The 16,926-nt window shown below is 42.1% G+C and carries 20 protein-coding genes and 1 other RNA gene; 3 read left to right on the forward strand and 18 right to left on the reverse strand.

Features of this window, described 5'->3' with window-relative positions:
- Nucleotides 1-322 precede the first annotated feature (322 nt).
- From D3H55_RS11985 to D3H55_RS12045, 14 genes are all read right to left on the reverse strand, one after another.
- Entirely contained in the window at nt 323-2,227 is a 1,905-nt protein-coding gene (locus D3H55_RS11985; protein ID WP_119547155.1) for an ATP-dependent DNA helicase, read from the reverse strand.
- Nucleotides 2,228-2,465: 238 nt separating this feature from the next.
- Nucleotides 2,466-2,651 (reverse strand): hypothetical protein, encoded by a 186-nt coding sequence (locus D3H55_RS23840; protein ID WP_136035693.1) that lies wholly within the window; start codon nt 2,649-2,651, stop codon nt 2,466-2,468.
- A gap of 129 nt (nt 2,652-2,780) precedes the next feature.
- Nucleotides 2,781-2,954, reverse strand: a complete 174-nt coding sequence (locus D3H55_RS11990) for a DUF3976 domain-containing protein (protein WP_119547156.1) — start codon at nt 2,952-2,954, stop codon at nt 2,781-2,783.
- 45 nt (nt 2,955-2,999) lie between these two features.
- Nucleotides 3,000-3,377 carry a permease gene (locus D3H55_RS11995; protein WP_119547157.1) on the reverse strand — a complete coding sequence of 126 codons (378 nt, stop codon included), beginning with the start codon at nt 3,375-3,377 and terminating at the stop codon, nt 3,000-3,002.
- An 18-nt stretch (nt 3,378-3,395) separates the two neighbouring features.
- On the reverse strand, nt 3,396-3,599 hold the full coding sequence (locus D3H55_RS12000) for a helix-turn-helix transcriptional regulator (RefSeq protein ID WP_119547158.1): 204 nt from the start codon (nt 3,597-3,599) through the stop codon (nt 3,396-3,398).
- A gap of 299 nt (nt 3,600-3,898) precedes the next feature.
- Nucleotides 3,899-5,038, reverse strand: coding sequence for a THUMP domain-containing class I SAM-dependent RNA methyltransferase (locus D3H55_RS12010; RefSeq protein WP_119547160.1), 1,140 nt, complete (start codon nt 5,036-5,038; stop codon nt 3,899-3,901).
- Nucleotides 5,039-5,378: 340 nt separating this feature from the next.
- Nucleotides 5,379-5,762: RNase P RNA component class B (gene rnpB, locus D3H55_RS12015), an RNA gene on the reverse strand.
- Nucleotides 5,763-5,834: 72 nt separating this feature from the next.
- The gene (gpsB, locus tag D3H55_RS12020) at nt 5,835-6,143 is read right to left on the reverse strand and encodes a cell division regulator GpsB (RefSeq protein WP_119547229.1); all 309 of its coding nucleotides are present in this window, start codon (nt 6,141-6,143) and stop codon (nt 5,835-5,837) included.
- 71 nt (nt 6,144-6,214) lie between these two features.
- Nucleotides 6,215-6,772 (reverse strand): SLOG family protein, encoded by a 558-nt coding sequence (locus D3H55_RS12025; RefSeq protein ID WP_119547161.1) that lies wholly within the window; start codon nt 6,770-6,772, stop codon nt 6,215-6,217.
- A 105-nt stretch (nt 6,773-6,877) separates the two neighbouring features.
- Entirely contained in the window at nt 6,878-7,186 is a 309-nt protein-coding gene (locus D3H55_RS12030) for a CotD family spore coat protein (RefSeq protein ID WP_119547162.1), read from the reverse strand.
- A 79-nt stretch (nt 7,187-7,265) separates the two neighbouring features.
- Nucleotides 7,266-7,415 carry a hypothetical protein gene (locus D3H55_RS24275; RefSeq protein ID WP_168413056.1) on the reverse strand — a complete coding sequence of 50 codons (150 nt, stop codon included), beginning with the start codon at nt 7,413-7,415 and terminating at the stop codon, nt 7,266-7,268.
- Nucleotides 7,416-7,584: 169 nt separating this feature from the next.
- Entirely contained in the window at nt 7,585-8,832 is a 1,248-nt protein-coding gene (locus D3H55_RS12035; protein WP_119547163.1) for a ribonuclease H-like domain-containing protein, read from the reverse strand.
- Between the two features lie 17 nt (nt 8,833-8,849).
- Nucleotides 8,850-11,096 carry a DEAD/DEAH box helicase gene (locus tag D3H55_RS12040; RefSeq protein ID WP_420808748.1) on the reverse strand — a complete coding sequence of 749 codons (2,247 nt, stop codon included), beginning with the start codon at nt 11,094-11,096 and terminating at the stop codon, nt 8,850-8,852.
- Between the two features lie 136 nt (nt 11,097-11,232).
- Complete coding sequence (locus D3H55_RS12045; protein WP_119547165.1) at nt 11,233-12,018, reverse strand: alpha/beta fold hydrolase; 786 nt, start codon at nt 12,016-12,018, stop codon at nt 11,233-11,235.
- A 139-nt stretch (nt 12,019-12,157) separates the two neighbouring features.
- Here D3H55_RS12045 and D3H55_RS12050 point away from each other — a divergent pair, with 139 nt between their 5' ends.
- Nucleotides 12,158-12,601: an Hsp20/alpha crystallin family protein gene (locus D3H55_RS12050; RefSeq protein ID WP_240628559.1), complete on the forward strand. Its 444-nt coding sequence runs from the start codon at nt 12,158-12,160 to the stop codon at nt 12,599-12,601.
- A 422-nt stretch (nt 12,602-13,023) separates the two neighbouring features.
- Here the strand turns inward: D3H55_RS12050 and D3H55_RS12055 are convergent, their stop codons facing one another.
- Nucleotides 13,024-13,512, reverse strand: coding sequence for a YppG family protein (locus tag D3H55_RS12055; protein WP_240628560.1), 489 nt, complete (start codon nt 13,510-13,512; stop codon nt 13,024-13,026).
- Between the two features lie 244 nt (nt 13,513-13,756).
- Between D3H55_RS12055 and yppF the strand changes: the two genes are divergently transcribed.
- Nucleotides 13,757-13,948 (forward strand): YppF family protein, encoded by a 192-nt coding sequence (yppF, locus tag D3H55_RS12060; RefSeq protein WP_119547167.1) that lies wholly within the window; start codon nt 13,757-13,759, stop codon nt 13,946-13,948.
- Between the two features lie 77 nt (nt 13,949-14,025).
- Here yppF and D3H55_RS12065 read toward each other — a convergent pair whose 3' ends face one another.
- The 3 genes from D3H55_RS12065 to D3H55_RS12075 form a co-directional block, all read right to left on the reverse strand.
- Nucleotides 14,026-14,379: a YppE family protein gene (locus tag D3H55_RS12065; protein WP_119547168.1), complete on the reverse strand. Its 354-nt coding sequence runs from the start codon at nt 14,377-14,379 to the stop codon at nt 14,026-14,028.
- A gap of 67 nt (nt 14,380-14,446) precedes the next feature.
- On the reverse strand, nt 14,447-14,704 hold the full coding sequence (locus D3H55_RS12070; RefSeq protein ID WP_119547169.1) for a hypothetical protein: 258 nt from the start codon (nt 14,702-14,704) through the stop codon (nt 14,447-14,449).
- 414 nt (nt 14,705-15,118) lie between these two features.
- Nucleotides 15,119-16,141, reverse strand: coding sequence for a DUF2515 family protein (locus D3H55_RS12075; RefSeq protein ID WP_119547231.1), 1,023 nt, complete (start codon nt 16,139-16,141; stop codon nt 15,119-15,121).
- A gap of 92 nt (nt 16,142-16,233) precedes the next feature.
- Between D3H55_RS12075 and recU the strand changes: the two genes are divergently transcribed.
- A complete protein-coding gene (recU, locus tag D3H55_RS12080; protein WP_119547170.1) occupies nt 16,234-16,839 on the forward strand; it encodes a Holliday junction resolvase RecU in 606 nt (201 codons plus the stop codon).
- Nucleotides 16,840-16,926 lie beyond the last annotated feature (87 nt).

The following is a 16,926-nucleotide window of genomic DNA, read 5'->3' on the forward strand; positions in this document are numbered from 1 at the left end:
TACCCCTTCCGCTCCAATTAACCCTTTATAACTAAAGGTAGGTTGAAACCATTCCTTTTGAAAAAAGTGCGGAAGAAGTAACATGAAAAGTTAATACAAAAAAATTAGCCTACAAAATTGAAATGATACCTTTGGGTAAGATGTGAAATTAAATCTTCAAAATTACATTGAATGGGAGTCATTATTACTAAAATCTGACTTAGACCGGTCCAGGCCTATAATTTATAATCAACAAACCCCACTCCGATCTCGGAGTGGGGTTTGTTAAAAATCTGAACGGAAACTATTAGGAATATCTTCAGCTTTTTTCAGTTTTATATACTTAAAAAGGGAGTACAGCCTTGATTTGCTGCATCCAGGCTGTTTCACTTTCCTTAAGCATGATGGCGACCTTGCCTTCGTCTTCTGTGGTCCTGATCAGCCGTCCGATTCCCTGTTTGAGTCGAAGGAGCATGTAGGGCAAGTCCACTTCTTCAAAAGGATCGGCTGCATGATTACGTTTGGCATCAAATACCGGATCCTTTGGCGGGAATGGCAGAGAGTAGATCAATACCTGGGATAATGATTCTCCAGGGATATCGAGGCCTTCCCACAAGTGATAGGAACACAATACACTGTCCACTTCATTTTGGAACCGCTCAACGGTTAAGCTGATTTCCTCGTCCCCCTCAAAATAAACGGGGTAAGGAAGTTTTTTATCCTGCAGATAATGCTTAAATGCTTCAAGTTCCGATTGCGAGGAGAACAGTACAAGTGTCTTCCCTTCGTTTTCCACTATTTTTTCAAAGCTGTATAAAGACTTTCCTTCTGGTTGTCCAGAAGTGAAAACCGGTACATCGATCGCCATTTTCTCTTCGTATTCAAATGGGGATTCAACCGAAAAAGACTCATAGTGATCAATCCCAAGACTGTTCGCCAAATAAGAAAAATCTTTGTTATTTGAAAGCGTAGCGGAAGAAAAAATGAACGGAATCTTTTGGTTGAATACTTTTCGGCGGAGAATTTCCTCTACCAATCTTGGCATGATGACAAGCGTTTCATTCCCGCTGCTGCTTTCCAGCCAGTTGATCCCCTTATTTTCTTCCAGGAACAGCTTCAATGAATAAAGGATCTGTTCCAGATATTCTTCAATCACCTTAAGCAGGTACTCATCCATTACATACATCTCGGATTCAAATACAAGTTCCTCAGTAAGCTTTTCAATCAAGTCGATAAGCTTGCGTCCTTCTGACATAACCGCATCTGTTTTTTTGACATGAAGGCGGAAAGCATCTTCTTCTTTCACAGATGCCCTATTTAATTCATGGAACCATTTTTCATTCTGCGTAATGATATCCTCGATAAGGTACATGGTGTTTTCACGCATGTCGCTGGCTGTCATTTTTTCCAACAGGCTTTCCAAAGTTTCTTTTTTGATTCGGTATGTCAGTGCCTTTTGAGAAGCAAATTCAAGCAGATGCCCTTCGTCAAAAATAACAGAGCTTGCCTGAGGGAGAAGAGGAAGCTGCCCTTCTCTCACACGTGAATCCTTCGTCCAGATGTGTTCCATATAAAAGTCATGTGAACAAACTATCAAATCAGCCGCCTCACGGTAATGATCGCGGTTAAGAGTTTGGCCGCAGCGATGGCGCTGGGAGCAGGACATACAATCCTGCAGATTATCCCAGCCTACCTTTTCCCATTCTCTATCTGTCAGCTGGCTGTATTCTTTACGGTCGCCATAACGATGATATTTTGTCATGGACGCCTTTCCATGAACGAATTCAGGAAGTGTATTAAACACCTCCATAAGTTTATCATCCTCAAGCATTTCGCCTTCGAGCTTCTGTAAGCAGAGATACTGCTCCCTTGATTTTGCCAGCCTAACGTCCACTTCCAGGTTCAACGCCTGCTCTATTTTTCTGATATCGCCTTCTTTTTTCACGATCTGTTCAATCAGCGTTTCATCTGCACAGGCAATGATGGCAGGCTTACCTGTGTATCTTGCATAAGCCAGTGCATAGAGTAAATAGACCAGTGTCTTTCCGGTCCCTACACCTGCTTCAGCAAACATCACTTTTTTATCTTTATAAGCTTTCAAAACCTGAAAGGCCATGTAGATTTGCTCATCCCGCAATTCAAAGCCCTTTTCAGGAAGAAGATCGTAAAAAACATCCCCGATCCAGTCGCCCAGTCCCTCATAGAAAGACTGCTCCTTTGATAACGCAAATGGAATTTTCCCTCTCATAACTTCCTCCAACCTTCATATATCTATTAATCCCGGCAAAGCCAGGTTAGAAATTAAAATAAACCACAAGTAATTAATTGTATACTTCTGCAACAGAAAACGCAAGCATCTGCTGCTTGCGCTTTCTGTGTTCCCATTTTGTAAAATGTCTATCCACTCTTAAATTATTGCTTTTGTTATTCCTCTTTTGGAAGTATTCTAAAACAGCAAAAAAAGAGCTTTGAAACAAAAAACAATATTACGGCTGATTTCGTGGATTGCTGTAGAAAAGTTCATAGGCAAGAGCATTTGTCAGATCTTCCTTGGCTGACATCAGCCCTCCGATGACTTGACTATCAATCTTTGCCTTTTCTTGTTCTATCATTTCCATTGTTGACTGTAACGCCTTAGATATACGATGAAAGTCGATTGACGATCTTTGCACTGCGTACCACTCCCTGAATTTGTATATTGAGTATTATACACAGATTTCATCATTTTTATGTCTTGGATAAGTCTCATTTTGTTAGCGGCTATTCATTTCTCACAAGTATACCGCCCTTGCTCTTAATGATCAGCGGGTAAAATAAACCGTGCCAAAAGATGCGAGAAACAGGACAGCAAGGACAATCAAAATTTTGACGAATCCTCTTTTGGTAAGAGAACCATCCGACTCTTTTTCACCACGGACTGCAAAAACTGAAACAAGAACCCCAACGATGATCATCACTGGGAAAAACCACTTCATTCTGCCATCCTCCTTTTCTAGTAACCGGATACTAAGGGAATGATATCAATATATTTTTGAATACACTACAAATGATATAAACACTGTAGAAATAATCATAGCTGTTAGAATCTGGATAAGATCAGCCGCAGATACCTGCAATATTCCCGTTTGAAGTCCGAAATTTAATAATATGCAGTAGGCAAACAGGGCAATGAATGTCGCAAACATCCCTTTTTGGCGTATCATCCTCATGCGTTCATCCTTTTGTTTGAATTGGGGATAAAGATAACTGAGGCAAAAGCTCATAACAGCCATTGATAACAGAATATAGGATCCAGAGGGCGGCGCTGAACCAGCCATCATACTTGCAAACAGGATGAATGCTATCAAACAAAGAAAGAGCACTCCAAAAACAAAGAAAATCTTTCTATAATAATCCATCAATAGCTCCCCTATCCATCAGATTTCCCTGCCTTCATAAATAAATAGTTCCTCGATCGTAGTGTTAAAGGTCCTCGCCAGTTCAAAAGCCAGAGGAAGGGATGGCGAGTATTTCCCTTTTTCAATAGATATTATTGTCTGCCTGGATACACCCAGTACGTTAGCCAGCTTATCCTGAGAAAATCCATATTGCTTCCTGAAATCGACAAGCCTGTTTTTCAAGCGTTTCACCTCTTCATAAGTGCATTATACTGTAAAGGTAACTTTACGTCAAAGAAACTTTACATGTATTTAATGGGCCACTTCGAAAAATCTCACCCAGGAAACAACCTTTTTTTAAGTTTGCTGGCTTCGAATAGACAAAAAAGAACCACCCGAAAACAGGCGGTTCTTGATAGTAAGAAAATGCGGCTTAATTTAACAAAATTCACTCGGTTATGGTACCTCTCCAGTGAAAAACCCGCTTTTGAAATTCATCCAAAAGCAGCAATCCAGGCGGAGAAAAGCCTGAAATTTCCGAATTAACGGTCTTTCCTTGGAGGTCTTGGACCCCAGTATTGGTAATAATCAGTCCTAATGAACCCGTTGAAAAGCTTTCGTTTCTTCGTAGCTTTTTTTCCGTACACTTCTTCAAAACCTTCGTGGGAGGTCATGATGTATTTCGACCAAGTTTCCATTTTATCAAATGCTGCTCCCATGGCTTTGTACATCTGTTCGACTTCTTTTCGTTCCCCGATTCTTTCGCCGTATGGCGGGTTCCCGACAATGACTCCATAGCTCTTGTCGCTATGGAAATCTTTGACCTGCATTTGTTTGAACTGAATCAATTCACCCAGCCCTGCTTCAAATGCATTGTTCTTGGCGACTTCGACCATCCTGTGGTCAATATCGGTTCCCATGATTTCAAGAGGCTGATCATAATCAGCCAAATCTTCCGCTTCCATTCTCACTTCGTCCCAAATATTTTCCGTCATCCAAGTCCATTTCTCGGAAATGAATTCACGGTTGAAACCTGGAGCGATATTCTGCCCGATCAATGCAGCTTCGATAGGAATTGTACCTGAACCGCAAAATGGATCGGCAAATGGCCTGTCCGGGTTCCATGTAGTCAACTGGATCAATGCCGCCGCAAGGGTTTCTTTCAAGGGAGCTTCCCCCTGGCCGATTCTGTAACCGCGCTTGTGCAGCCCTTGCCCGCTGGTATCGATGGTCAGCGAAGCTACATCTTTATGGATGGCGACTTCCAGTTTAAATACTGCTCCGCTCTCATCAAGCCAGCTAGTCCTATGATAAGCGGTTTGCAGCCTGTTCACAATGGCTTTTTTGACAATGGCCTGACAATCAGGGACACTGTATAATTTAGATTTCACCGATTTTCCCTGTACAGGAAATTGCGCATCTACAGGCAGATAATCTTCCCACTGAAGAGCTTTTGTCTTCTCGAATAATTCATCGAAGGAATATGCTTTGAATTCCCCGACCAGTATCTTCACACGGTCAGCTGTACGCAGCCACATATTGGCACGGGCAATCGCTTTTTCATCGCCTTCAAAGATGACTTTCCCGTTTTCCACTTCACATTCATAGCCTAGATCCCGCACCTCTTTGGCAACAAGAGCTTCCAGCCCCATCGCAGCTGTGGCAATCAATTTAAATTTCATGACAATTTCACCCTAACCTATCCAATATCTTTTCAAACGCACCACCTTCATTCGCGGGTGCGCGGTGTATGTATTTAGTTTTTCATACTAAGTGTAACCATTGGCAGCGACTTTAACAACAGATAACCCAATAAATGTTTTGATACTTTCCCTGGTGCCCCGACAATCTTCCCAAACCTTCTGCCTGCAATCTAAATGACCCAAAGAGGAGACCTGAACATACCTCTGCACATGAAGCCAAGGCTTCAGCCTACCCAGACAAAATCTACATCCTCTATAAAAACAAAAGCCCTCCTATATCAGGAGAGCGTCGTTAATCAATTATTAACCCGTGATAACATTCTGTAAGCCATGTTTTGTTCCTTCGTACTGCAAACGATGGGTAATCTCGTACTCCGGCGGCAATCATCTATCTACGAAACCAATGTTTCGTCCTTCTTCTCGTTCAATTCCTCAAAGAAGATGCCCCTACCATATTTTGGGTTTCTCGCTCGTGGGGTTTACCTCGTTCCACTCTTGCAATTTCTTGCAAGACTCCGTCACTGTGGCACTTTCAAGGTATTCATACCATATCCAGAGGACTTAGGTATTTTCCCTGCCGTCAATCTGCAATTGCAGACTGCCCTAGCTTATGAATTGGCTAGGCACGAACACTACGGGCATCTCAGCACCGTGCGAGCATGGACTTTCCTCTACAACAACGTTGCAGCGATTACCTGAATGCTATCAAAAGTATATCCAGGAAGTAATTATACACAAGTCTTCATCATTGTACAAGCGGTATTAAATACCATTATCAATCGTACAGTTTGTTTCCGAATACATGCTTTTCAAGATTGGATAATCTTTTCAGGATATCGAAATTAGTCGTGCCTGTTTGCTGCTGCTGTTGTGCAGGCGCACGGCGATTTGTATCTTCCAGCTGTTTCCTGAGTCGCATGTTGTCCTGCTGAAGGTCTTCAATTTCCTGGTGGAAGGTTTCATAATCCTTAATGATTAAATCCAGGAATTTGTCAACGTCTTCTTGTTTGTAGCCGCGCATTCCCGATTTGAATTCTTTTTCAAGTATGTCTTTTGCGGTTAATTTCACTTTATCAGATATCATATTTTCACCTCTAAATTCAACCAACATCAAGTATATTTTTTCAAAAAAAGCTCTATTTGTCAATTTTTCTTTCAATCCATAGTATTGAACTGTTCTTCCTCGACTATCCATTGCAGATCCATGAAAGTAATCTGCCGGATTTCCAAAGGGTTATTCTCTTTGTATTCCTTTGCCGCTTTGTAAAAATACTGTGGAGAGCCCTCTTTTTCTTCATCATAAAGTATGACGACAGCGTCACTCTTATGTAAGAATAACTGATCCCTGTTCCTGAATTGGGCGGGACTTGTGTATGGCTGCTTGGAAATGCTGTCCACAAAGTCGGCTTGGGAGATGATCATTTCATAAAATTCTTTATTATTATCATTCCATTTTTCTTCCTGGTCCACAAACGGAGTCAATACTGCCAGCTTCAGATCAGGATATTCCATCTGAAGATCGAAAACAACTTCTGCAGCCCATAATTCCGTTCCCATCTGTCCGCTGATAATGACCCATTCAAGCCCGTCTTCAAGAAGGGATTCAAGCTGCTTATGAATGGCTGCCTTTATATATTTCAATGCAGGTTCATCCTCTTTGAAGATGCCAAGCTCAAAAGATTTATACCCTGTTACGGCTGCAACAGTTCCCACTTTTCAGACCTCCTTGAAGAATGTTGATGTTCTCTACACTATAATAAAATGCATGCCCTTTGTAAATAAAAACAAGGGCACATTTGCGCCCTTGTTTCGAAATCATTATCTTCCTGGTCCAAAAGGCCCGAATCCTGGACCGCCCATTGGTCCCATAGGTCCCATAGGCCCCATCTGACCAGGGGCTCCTCCTGGTCCTGGTCCTTGGCCGCAGTTGAAGTGCTGGTGGGAAACGCTGTCCACCATTGACTGGCTCTGCGGGAAATAATGCTTGTGCTGATACATCTGGTTATTGACTATGGTTGTATGCTGCGGATGCACGTGAGGAACCTCATAAGTTGAAAAGGTATCCACCTTACAGCATTTTGTCGGATGCATAACTGTCGGAAGAACTTGATTAGGTCTGCAATGCATACTAATTTCTCCTTTCATCTTTGTATCGGTACATTAACAGGCTATGATGAAAGGTGGGAACATGTACTAATGCAAACACCTATTTTTCAAGTGTTCCGCTCAATGAAATTTCCTCAACGTTAAAGACAGCCGATCCAAGGGATGTATAGGAACCATCTTTCATGTTAGAAAAGATGAAGACGGTTAAGCAAATGACTACGAAAAACAGAAAAACTAAAGCTCTACTCATCAATTTTTCATCCTATCCTCTTATATTTATAATCTGCGAATTTCAACACAATTCAACATTTTACAAAAGTACGAAGGATTCCTCAACAAGTAATTGATGGATTTGGTGAATTTTTTGTCAATTATAAAAAATTAATAGCGAAACCTGCGGTTGCCTGGGAAATTTTCTTTTATTTCGCTAATTTTCTTTCAAGGCGTTCCATTCTCTTCTCCAAGCCTTTTACAATCTTTTCATTTTTAATATCTTTTCTTATCAATTCCTCATAAGCCCTTATACTGAACTCCATCGCTTGTTCAGGGTCCTTGAATTGATGTTCCTTTATTTTAGCAAGTTCGATGCACGCTTCCACTTTTATATTTTCCGATCCCTGTTCCGCTGCCTCAAACCAGTAGTCAAACGCCTCTGTATACTTCTTTATGCGTTTATACTGAAATGCGAGGGAATGCTTGGCAGCTAATGCCTCTTTACCATTTGATTCATTCACCAGCTGCTCCAGCCGGCTCACAGCTTGCTCTGAATCCCCCAGATAGTCGAACCATTTACCAATAAGCAGTTTCTCTTCAGAAACTTGCTGAGGGTCAATCCCGAGTATCTGAAAGCTGAGGTGGCAGTATAGGACGACCAATGAGAGGATATCCAGCTCATTATGAAGAAGAACCTTCAGCATGCCTTCCGGGTCTTTCCTTTCAACATAATCAAAGAAGATCATGGGGGCAAGGTAGCCAGGAACATCATCTGTTCTGTGAAAGCCGAGAATCTCTTTTTCCACATTGCTGAGCTTTACTGAATCCATTCTCGATTTCCAAAGCCGCCTGCTGCCATGAAACAAATCAAAATGTCCAAATGAAGGCAGTTTTGGCACGTGCTCCCTGATCAATGTGTGCCTGGTCTTTACCTGCGGCCAATCAAAAGCTTTTCCGTTATAAGTGACCAGTGTATTATAGTCCACCTTTTCAAGAAAGCTGTGATAAAGCGGGATTTCACTTCCTGGCTGGGGAAGGATATGCTGCCTCAAGATGAGTTTATCCCCAGCCACTCTTGCGTATCCCAACAGAAAAATCGTATTTCCTGTCCCTCCTCCCAGTCCTGTGGTCTCTGTGTCAAAGAAAAATAGATCTTCAGCAGTGAGCCCTTTTGATGACAAAGGGTGACTTCCTTCAAACTGATGCCACGCCTGAACAGCTTCCCTGACACGGCCAAGCTCATATCTACCGTGAAATTCAGACAGATCGTATACTTTCTCCCGGATCAAACAATAATCTTCATCCATATAATACGGCTTCACACCGTGGAGCGACCATGTATCCATATATGGTATATCAATGGGCTTGATGGGCTCAGCCTGCTTTGGTGCAGAGTCTGCCGTATCCCTGACAATATGGCTCTTCATCCGATTCAGTTTGTTTTTCAGCGACATTTTTGCCCCTCCCGGCCTTATTGATGACTTTCCAAAAACATGTCCAGCAGCCTTAATGAATCACCCTTCGCTTCTTCAGAAGAAATATCTGTTCCGATGCAAGATGGACAGCCGCTTTCACATCGACAGCGGGAAATCAACCTTCTTGCTTCAAGCAGGATCTCGTACATCTGATCAAAAACTTTTTCACTTAAGCCGACTCCCCCTGGATAACGGTCATATATAAAGATGGTCGGTTTCTCATTGTGAGATGCTTTCACTTGGGGAACCACAAAGACATCACTCGGATCACACATGACAAACAAAGGTACAATAGCCTTGAGACTTTGTGCAAGGCCGATTAATCCCTGCTCAATTCTATCGGTGGAAAGGTTTATTTCTTTCTTTAACGATACCCAGGTTGAATTGGTATGCAGTTCTTCCTCAGGTAAATGTATCGGGCCAGAACCTATATTTTCATGGGTATCGAACTTGATTTTTTTGAAAATGGTGGCCATGGCTTGAACAGTCACATCGCCGTAAGCTGTTTCTGAGGCCTCGCTGCTTTTGGATTTATCCTCTTCCAGGACCCTGAGCTGAACGGCGAGATTCGCGTCAGTAAAGTAATCCACATCCACTTCCCTGACAAACGCTTTTTTCTCTTCCCAGTCTAGCAATTCCACTTGATACTGGATACCTTGATGTAAATAGATCGCTTCATCATGAAGCAGTGTCATGGCGGAAAACCTGTCCATCTCTCCAATCACCTTTACATTGGCAACATCACTTTGATCGATGATGATGACATTTTCCTGGGATGCTGACCTCAAGCTGATATTGTGGGCTGGAAACGAATCATTCATCCAGTACCATTTTTCACCATTTTTGTGCAGCACCCTCTCCTCGGAAAGGAATTCAAGTATATCTTCTATATCAAGGCCGCCAAACTGCTCCCCTTCTGTAAAAGGCAGCTCATATGCTGCACATTTCAAATGGTCTATCAGGATGATCAGATTATCAGGGTTTATTCTGGCCGTTTCAGGTGAATTTTCAAAGAAATATTGCGGATTTTCTATTATATATTGGTCCAGCGGGCTCGAACTGGCAACCATGATGACAAGAGATTCATCCTGCCTTCTTCCTGCACGTCCAGCTTGCTGCCAGGCGCTCGCAATCGTTCCGGGATATCCAGTCATGACACAGACCTGCAGCTGTCCAATATCGACTCCCAGTTCCAAGGCATTGGTACTGACCACTCCGTATATTTCGCCATTGCGCAGTCCTTTTTCAATTTCCCTTCTTTGTGTCGGTAAATACCCTCCCCGGTACCCGCGAATGGATTTCGGACCTAATTGGGATTTCACCAGTTCCTGCAGGTAGGTTAGAATGATTTCCACCCTCACCCTGCTCCGTGCAAAGATGATTGTTTGAATCTTGTTTTTCAGGAGGGAACCTGCAATATCCCTTACCTCCAGGGTGGCACTTCTCCTGATGTTCAAAGGTTTATTTACGATCGGCGGATTATAGAATACAAAGTGCTTTCTTCCGCTGGGAGCTCCATTGTTGTCAATCAGTTCCATCTTCTTTTCTGTCAATCCCTCAGCCAATTCATTGGGATTTGCAATGGTGGCGGATGTACAAATGAAAATAGGATCACTTCCATAGAAACGGCAGATCCGCCTCAGCCTCCTGATTACATTGCTGACGTGGCTTCCAAATACTCCCCGATAAATATGAAGTTCATCTATCACCACATATTTCAGGTTTTCAAATAGTGAAACCCACTTCGTATGGTGAGGCAGGATTGCAGAGTGAAGCATATCAGGATTAGTGATGACAATATGTCCCGCTTTCCTTACCTTCTGGCGTATGTTGGCAGACGTATCCCCGTCGTATGTATAACTGTTTATCGCGGCATCCGCTTCAGCTATGATTTCATTGATTTCACTTTTCTGGTCCTGGGCCAGTGCCTTTGTAGGAAATATATAAAGCGCTCTCGTTTCCTTATTTTCCAATATCGACTGCAGGACCGGCAGATTGTAGCATAGGGTTTTACCTGATGCAGTAGGTGTGACGGCCGTAAAACTCCTTCCGCTCATGGCAGTGTCGAATGCAGTTGCCTGATGGGTATAAAGCTTTTGGATCCCCCTCTTTTCAAGCGCCGTTTTCAGTTTGGGGTGGATTCGTTCCGGCAAGTCTTTCTGCCGTGCTTTTTTTTCTTCAATTGTATGCCAATGGACAATTTGTCCATTAAGTTCTGATTGCCGCTGAAACTGATGGATCATTTCTTGTAAATTTCTTTTCCGAAGCATCTTTTTCACCTCTACTCCTATTTTAGCGAATAAACGTTCGAATAAAAAGAGAAAAAAATGCCAGGCATAAATTGGCTTTCTGCCAACTTGCCCAGCATTTCAATATTTCTTATTTATTATCTGAAATAAAGCTTTTCATTTCTAAGGAAAGCTTTTCAGGTTCTTCGTATAATCCCATGTGACCCGAGTTATCCAGGACAACCGTCCTGATGTGTTCACCTTCTACCGCAAAAGTCTTTTCCTGTGGTATTATCTGATCTTTTGCTCCCGCAACCAGCAGAATCGGAAGCCTGCTGTCCTGGATCACATTCCTGCGGTCTCCCCGGCTCCGCATAGCCTTCAAAGTTTCCTTGGCTCCTGCGGGACTCGTATCATATCCTATTTGTTTAGCTTTATCTATTTCTTCGCTTTTATCTTCCAATCTGTCCTGGTTGAACAGTTTAGGAACGAGTTCATCTATAAAGGCTTCCATTCCTCTGGAATCTATTTTCTTTATGGATTCCGTTCTCTTGTCTTTTCCGTTTTCATCATCCGGCAGAGGGGTCGAGTGGATCAATCCAAAACCTTTCAGCTTTTCAGGGAATTGTTCAGCAAAGGACAATGCAACATACCCTCCAAGTGAATGTCCGAACATATAGACGTCCTTGAGCTGCTTCTGATCCATGAAATAATTGATGTCAGCAGCCATATCTTCAATTGAAAAACCACCTTCAGGAATTCCGGACTCCCCATGGCCGCGAAGGTCAACGGTTATTACCCGGCACTCATCAAGAAGAGGCATTACTCTTTCCCAGTATTCGGAATTGCCGCAAAAACCGTGCAGGAGAATAACCGCTTGTCCTTCTCCATGATCTTTGTATGCAAGTTCATTCATGCCGACACGCTGAGTATCCATAATTCACCCCATCCTTATTGAGAATCTATTTTGTATATTGCCCTAATGGAAACCGAATAAACACAGGTGGACATTTAACCATTTTGTGCCGAAACACATAAGCTAGTGGGTGAATACGTTCTGAAAGGAGACAAGTATGATGGAAGATAACCTGCCTGAAAAAAAGAAACCTAAGTTCGGTGAATTTATGGACACTTTATTCCAAGAAAAACCAGTAAGAGGAATTTTGGGAAGTATTGACGACTTTTTTTCCTCTCCATTCTCTTTTGGCGGCTTCCCGGTCGATCTTAGTGAATCAAAGAACAGCTATACCATTACAGCAAAGCTCCCAGGAGTTAAGAAAGACCAAATCGATATCGATGTTTATCAGAACTATGTAACGATCTCGGTCCAAAACCTGGAAACCCATACAACCCAGGATGATAAGTCCAAAGTCTTCTTCAAAAAACAGCTGAAACAGCAAAACTCCAGATCCATACCTTTGCCAGGCATGGTGGACGAGAGAAAGGTCAAAGCCGAATATGAGGATGGATTGCTGACCCTTAAACTGGGAAAATTAAAAGGAAAAAAAGTTGAACTCTAGCTGGCTCCTTATACTTTAATACTATCCAGAGCAAATTTAAATCATATTCAGTCCCATCACCTTTTGAAAGCTGCAAGCGAAAACGAAATGAAGGTAGGAGATCATATCCCTTTAGTGATAAACTATTTGGATCAATCAGAGAAAACGCTTAGCCGCAAGCCATCTATCTAAAAAGCTCTTTTTCGTAAACTTTGCCGCTTATTCAATACTGTAAAAACCCTGGAAGCAGGAAAGAAAAGAGCTGCTCTTTCTTTTTCGAAAGCAAACCTCGGAATACAGGGGGAAAATCACGCACTTGCGATTTTTCCAAAAGCAACAATCTATGTGAAGACAGCTTTTTAAAAAAGCAGCAATATAAGCGAAAAACGCATAAACAAAAGAAGCCCGGGGAAGTGCTCCCCGTGCTTCTTTTATATGAATATTCACAACTTGAACATACCGCCAAGCCCCTTCACCATCGAAGACACCTGGTTCACGGCGCTCATCATTTGTCCCGCAGTATTCATCATTTTATTGAAGTCCAGTGAGCCGTCCTGCGATTTAAAAGAATTCATGATGGATCCCATCCCAGAAGACTGGGGCTTAGCCATAAAATTCCCTTTTGGATAAGGGTTTGTCATGCCTTGATAATCATTATAACCGCCTTGCTGTTGATAATGGTTTGTTTCATCAGGCTGGAGCGGATTTTGAAAATACTGGCTGCTGTAGGGTGCCTGCTGGGCATATTGGCCGTAACCGCCCTGATGGCCGCCATAATCCGGGGCTGGACCATAGGGAACAGGTGAACCGTACTGCATCTGCTGAAAATGCTGGCCATTCGGGTATGGCGGGACAGGCATTGAACCTGGGTAGCCAGTTTGGTAACCATTGAAACGGGAAGCCGGGAATCTTCTATTAGTATAGTGATACATTCCATTCATCCTCCTGACAAAGGAATCTCTGCTACAAAATATGTTGCAGACAGAAAAATGTGCAGATGCCCGGTGCTGGAACGAAGTAAATCTATAATAACATCATTCGACAAAACAACATTATTTTGTCGGAAGTTCCATTTTTCTTACAACTTTAAATATCCGAAATCCATGTTAGTATAACGTTATAAGGGGAAGCGGGGAAACCCGCCTTATACAAACGTAACCAGGGGAGGAATCAATAATGAATTTAGAAGAAATTCAGCAATTATTTCATGAGAAATACCATTTTAAACCTGCCACGTTAAATGAACTTTTGACTTTTGCCCGAAAATCCTACATTGTGAACGACATCAGCATCAATGAATACAGGCAGCTTGTTAAAGAAATTGAAGCAGCCTATCCATTACCAGAGTCTCCAACCGTTCCACAGTAACTATACAGATAGAACACGGGACAGATCATTTTGATCTGTCCCTCCTTTATTTGACTCCTCCAACAGGAAGATTATTTTCAGCATTTAGATAGTTGGTCCAGTGCAGTTTTCAAAACATAATGAATGGATTGTGAGTGACTGATGAACCTTTTATAGCTCGCTTTTGGAAAGAATGCTTGAATCGAAATCATTTCCAGGTTCTCAGCAGTGTTCATGATTTGGCTTGGGTGCAGGTTTTTTGGCCTGTCCTCCTTCATCCATTGAAGAGCCATGTCCCGCCAGCGGTCGATTCTTTCCTTGGCATCATCAGCAAAGGGTTTCACTTCGTTATAGAAGTCACCTTCTTCTCCACGTTCTCTGGTTTCTTTATATATCCTTAAGATCTCCTCATTCATTTCAAGGAGTTCAGAAGTTAATAGCTTAAGGTCCATCTCTCGGCTTCCTCCTTTTTCAAACGAAAAAAAAGCAGCTTAGCAGCCACTTCGATCTTTTCTCATTTTATGTGGTTTTATAAGATAATTCAAGATTATTGAAATGATTTGCCTTTTCGTGCGGTTCCCCATAAAGGCTTAACTTGAAAAGGACTCTGGTTTCCGCCTTGGTATATCTCTTTTCTGCCCTTGCCAGCCTCAGTTTCCTTTCGGCCACCACAGCAGTTCTTTCCTCATTTACCCTCACATTTATCTTTGTTTCCAGATCATTCAATTGGTTTTCAATTTCCGTCAGCAGCAAGAGCAGGTCATTTTTACTTTCCATTTTACAGCCTCCTCAAATTTAGGTTACTTAAAGTATTCTGCTTTCATTTGAAACCACCTTCATACTTGACAAAACTAGTACTCTTTCGGCAAAGAAAGTCCGAATAGTACATTCTGCATATAGATTTTCGACAGATTTACTGCATGAAACACAGAGGTATTTAGAACAATATGAAGAGGAGGTGTAATATAGACATGAAGAAGAACGATAGTAAAGAACAACAGATCAAAGAATCGAAACGCAAGCAAACGAAAGCAGGGCAAGGAAACCCTAAATTAGAAGGTCCTGACCGTCCGTCAACTTAATATACTGCTGTCTTGAAAAAAAGTGTCCGGGGCACTCATAACGGGTGCAGCCGGTACTTTTTCAGCTCATATCTTATCGTGCTGTTATCTATAAGCATGGCGTATGACATTATTCAGTTAGGAATTCTTTCATCTTGATCATCTTATGGAGTTGTCTCTGCTTGTTAAAATACCACCTGGTCAAATGAACAGGCTCTTTAACCTTCGCCTTTTTGAACCACCTCTTCTTGACTCCCTTCCTTTGTGACCAGTCGGACGGCTGTTTATGTATATGATGTTGCTTCACTTCAAATACGGTTCTCAGAATGGGCGTGCCCGTTTTTGGGGCTCCTTGGCAGAAGCGTTCATAGTCCCTTCTGGAACCTGTATGTTCAACCGAAAGAGCGAAATCTTTGAAGTGATGGTACAGATTTTCCTCGAATAGGATTTGAGACAGTCTGTTCCCAAGTGATATACGGCTGTCCAATTTTCTAAAGTCACTTACACTCGCTCCATATAAGTTCCCGGCCTTGGTAGGAAAGATCACAGAACTGAAATGCAAATGATCCTCCAGAAAGAACAGCCAGGTCTTAAAGACCTTACGTTTATAAACAGGATGTTTAATGACTGGTTCCTCTATTACGTTCTGTTCATTGATGATCAAGGACTGCATTAGTCTGGCGATATCCCCTCCGTTCCAAAAACGTTGCCATTCTTCCTGCATAAAGGCAGACACAAAAAATTCACGAAATAAATGAAACATTTCCATGTTCAATTCCGTCTTATAGTGATGGATGAGCAACTGTGGAAACACATCATGGAAGATGAGCCAGTTTGCTCTTTCATAAGTATAAAACAGGTTCCTGCGTGTTTTTTCATCCAGCACTGCCGGAAACCAGGGGCCCTGCAAGTCGCACATATTCCAGCCGGCATTCCTTGACACCATAGAGGCTAAAAAAGACCATTTTATTTCTGGGTGTATTAGGTAATACTCTTGATAAGCCTTTGTTCTTGATATATTATCCAGATTATACTCCAGTGTCTTTTCCCGTATTACCCTGGCTAGCTCTTCAGAAGTTTCGCATAGGGAGCAATCGGGTAAAAATGGTTGAAAAAAGGATTTTTTGTTCATATAAACCGCCTCGTTAGTCATTATAGGGTTATGATGACGAGATTTGGGCAAATTTATTCACCCATCTTCTTGACGTATCTGATATGATATAGATTAGTTTGTGAGGTGTGAATATGAACTTCCATTACCCGAATGGAAAGAAATTTAGTCCAATTGCTTCATCCGCCGGTAAAAAACCATCTGGAAAAAAAGTTTCATACAGTAACCGGGGCATGACGCTGGAGGAAGATATCAACGAAACAAACCAATATTATCTGGCAAACGGCATTGCAGTTATCCATAAGAAGCCGACACCGGTTCAGATTGTCGATGTACACTACCCTCAGCGAAGTGCAGCTGTGATTAAGGAGGCCTATTTCAAACAGCCTTCCACAACAGACTATAATGGTCTTTACAAAGGAAGATATATCGACTTTGAGGCAAAAGAAACGAGGAACAAAACGTCGTTTCCACTGCAGAATCTCCACGCTCACCAGATCACCCATATGCAGCAGGTGGATGAGCAGGATGGCATTGCATTCATTTTAATACGATTTGCATCAACAGAAGAAATTTTCTTCATGAAGTTCAACGAGCTTTATAAATATTGGGAGAGAATGGAACAAGGCGGAAGGAAATCAATCACAAAAGAGGAAATTGAAAAAGATGGAGTCAAACTTGCTTTAGGTTTGTATCCACGCATTGATTATCTTAAGACCGTCCAATCTTTATATTACTGAAATCAGGTTGTCTCTTGTAACAGCTGCAAACTTACTTCAATTAATACTATAGGCAGCTGACACTAATTCAAAAGGGATAGATGAAAG

Origin of the sequence: Bacillus salacetis (assembly GCF_003581585.1) — a bacterium.
GTDB lineage: Bacteria > Bacillota > Bacilli > Bacillales > Bacillaceae_B > Rossellomorea > Rossellomorea salacetis.

What these genes read in the sequence shown, in the direction of transcription:
- D3H55_RS12050 (WP_240628559.1), top strand. Translation starts at nt 12,158, where the DNA reads ATGGAAGATAACCTGCCTGAAAAAAAGAAACCTAAGTTCGGTGAATTT.
- yppF (WP_119547167.1), top strand. Translation starts at nt 13,757, where the DNA reads ATGAATTTAGAAGAAATTCAGCAATTATTTCATGAGAAATACCATTTT.
- D3H55_RS11990 (WP_119547156.1), bottom strand. Translation starts at nt 2,954, where the DNA reads ATGAAGTGGTTTTTCCCAGTGATGATCATCGTTGGGGTTCTTGTTTCA.
- D3H55_RS12065 (WP_119547168.1), bottom strand. Translation starts at nt 14,379, where the DNA reads ATGGACCTTAAGCTATTAACTTCTGAACTCCTTGAAATGAATGAGGAG.
- D3H55_RS11995 (WP_119547157.1), bottom strand. Translation starts at nt 3,377, where the DNA reads ATGGATTATTATAGAAAGATTTTCTTTGTTTTTGGAGTGCTCTTTCTT.
- D3H55_RS12045 (WP_119547165.1), bottom strand. Translation starts at nt 12,018, where the DNA reads ATGGATACTCAGCGTGTCGGCATGAATGAACTTGCATACAAAGATCAT.
- D3H55_RS11985 (WP_119547155.1), bottom strand. Translation starts at nt 2,227, where the DNA reads ATGAGAGGGAAAATTCCATTTGCGTTATCAAAGGAGCAGTCTTTCTAT.
- D3H55_RS24275 (WP_168413056.1), bottom strand. Translation starts at nt 7,415, where the DNA reads ATGAGTAGAGCTTTAGTTTTTCTGTTTTTCGTAGTCATTTGCTTAACC.
- D3H55_RS12070 (WP_119547169.1), bottom strand. Translation starts at nt 14,704, where the DNA reads ATGGAAAGTAAAAATGACCTGCTCTTGCTGCTGACGGAAATTGAAAAC.
- D3H55_RS12010 (WP_119547160.1), bottom strand. Translation starts at nt 5,038, where the DNA reads ATGAAATTTAAATTGATTGCCACAGCTGCGATGGGGCTGGAAGCTCTT.
- gpsB (WP_119547229.1), bottom strand. Translation starts at nt 6,143, where the DNA reads ATGATATCTGATAAAGTGAAATTAACCGCAAAAGACATACTTGAAAAA.
- D3H55_RS12030 (WP_119547162.1), bottom strand. Translation starts at nt 7,186, where the DNA reads ATGCATTGCAGACCTAATCAAGTTCTTCCGACAGTTATGCATCCGACA.
- recU (WP_119547170.1), top strand. Translation starts at nt 16,234, where the DNA reads ATGAACTTCCATTACCCGAATGGAAAGAAATTTAGTCCAATTGCTTCA.
- D3H55_RS12075 (WP_119547231.1), bottom strand. Translation starts at nt 16,141, where the DNA reads ATGACTAACGAGGCGGTTTATATGAACAAAAAATCCTTTTTTCAACCA.
- D3H55_RS12035 (WP_119547163.1), bottom strand. Translation starts at nt 8,832, where the DNA reads ATGTCGCTGAAAAACAAACTGAATCGGATGAAGAGCCATATTGTCAGG.
- D3H55_RS12040 (WP_420808748.1), bottom strand. Translation starts at nt 11,096, where the DNA reads ATGATCCATCAGTTTCAGCGGCAATCAGAACTTAATGGACAAATTGTC.
- D3H55_RS12055 (WP_240628560.1), bottom strand. Translation starts at nt 13,512, where the DNA reads ATGTATCACTATACTAATAGAAGATTCCCGGCTTCCCGTTTCAATGGT.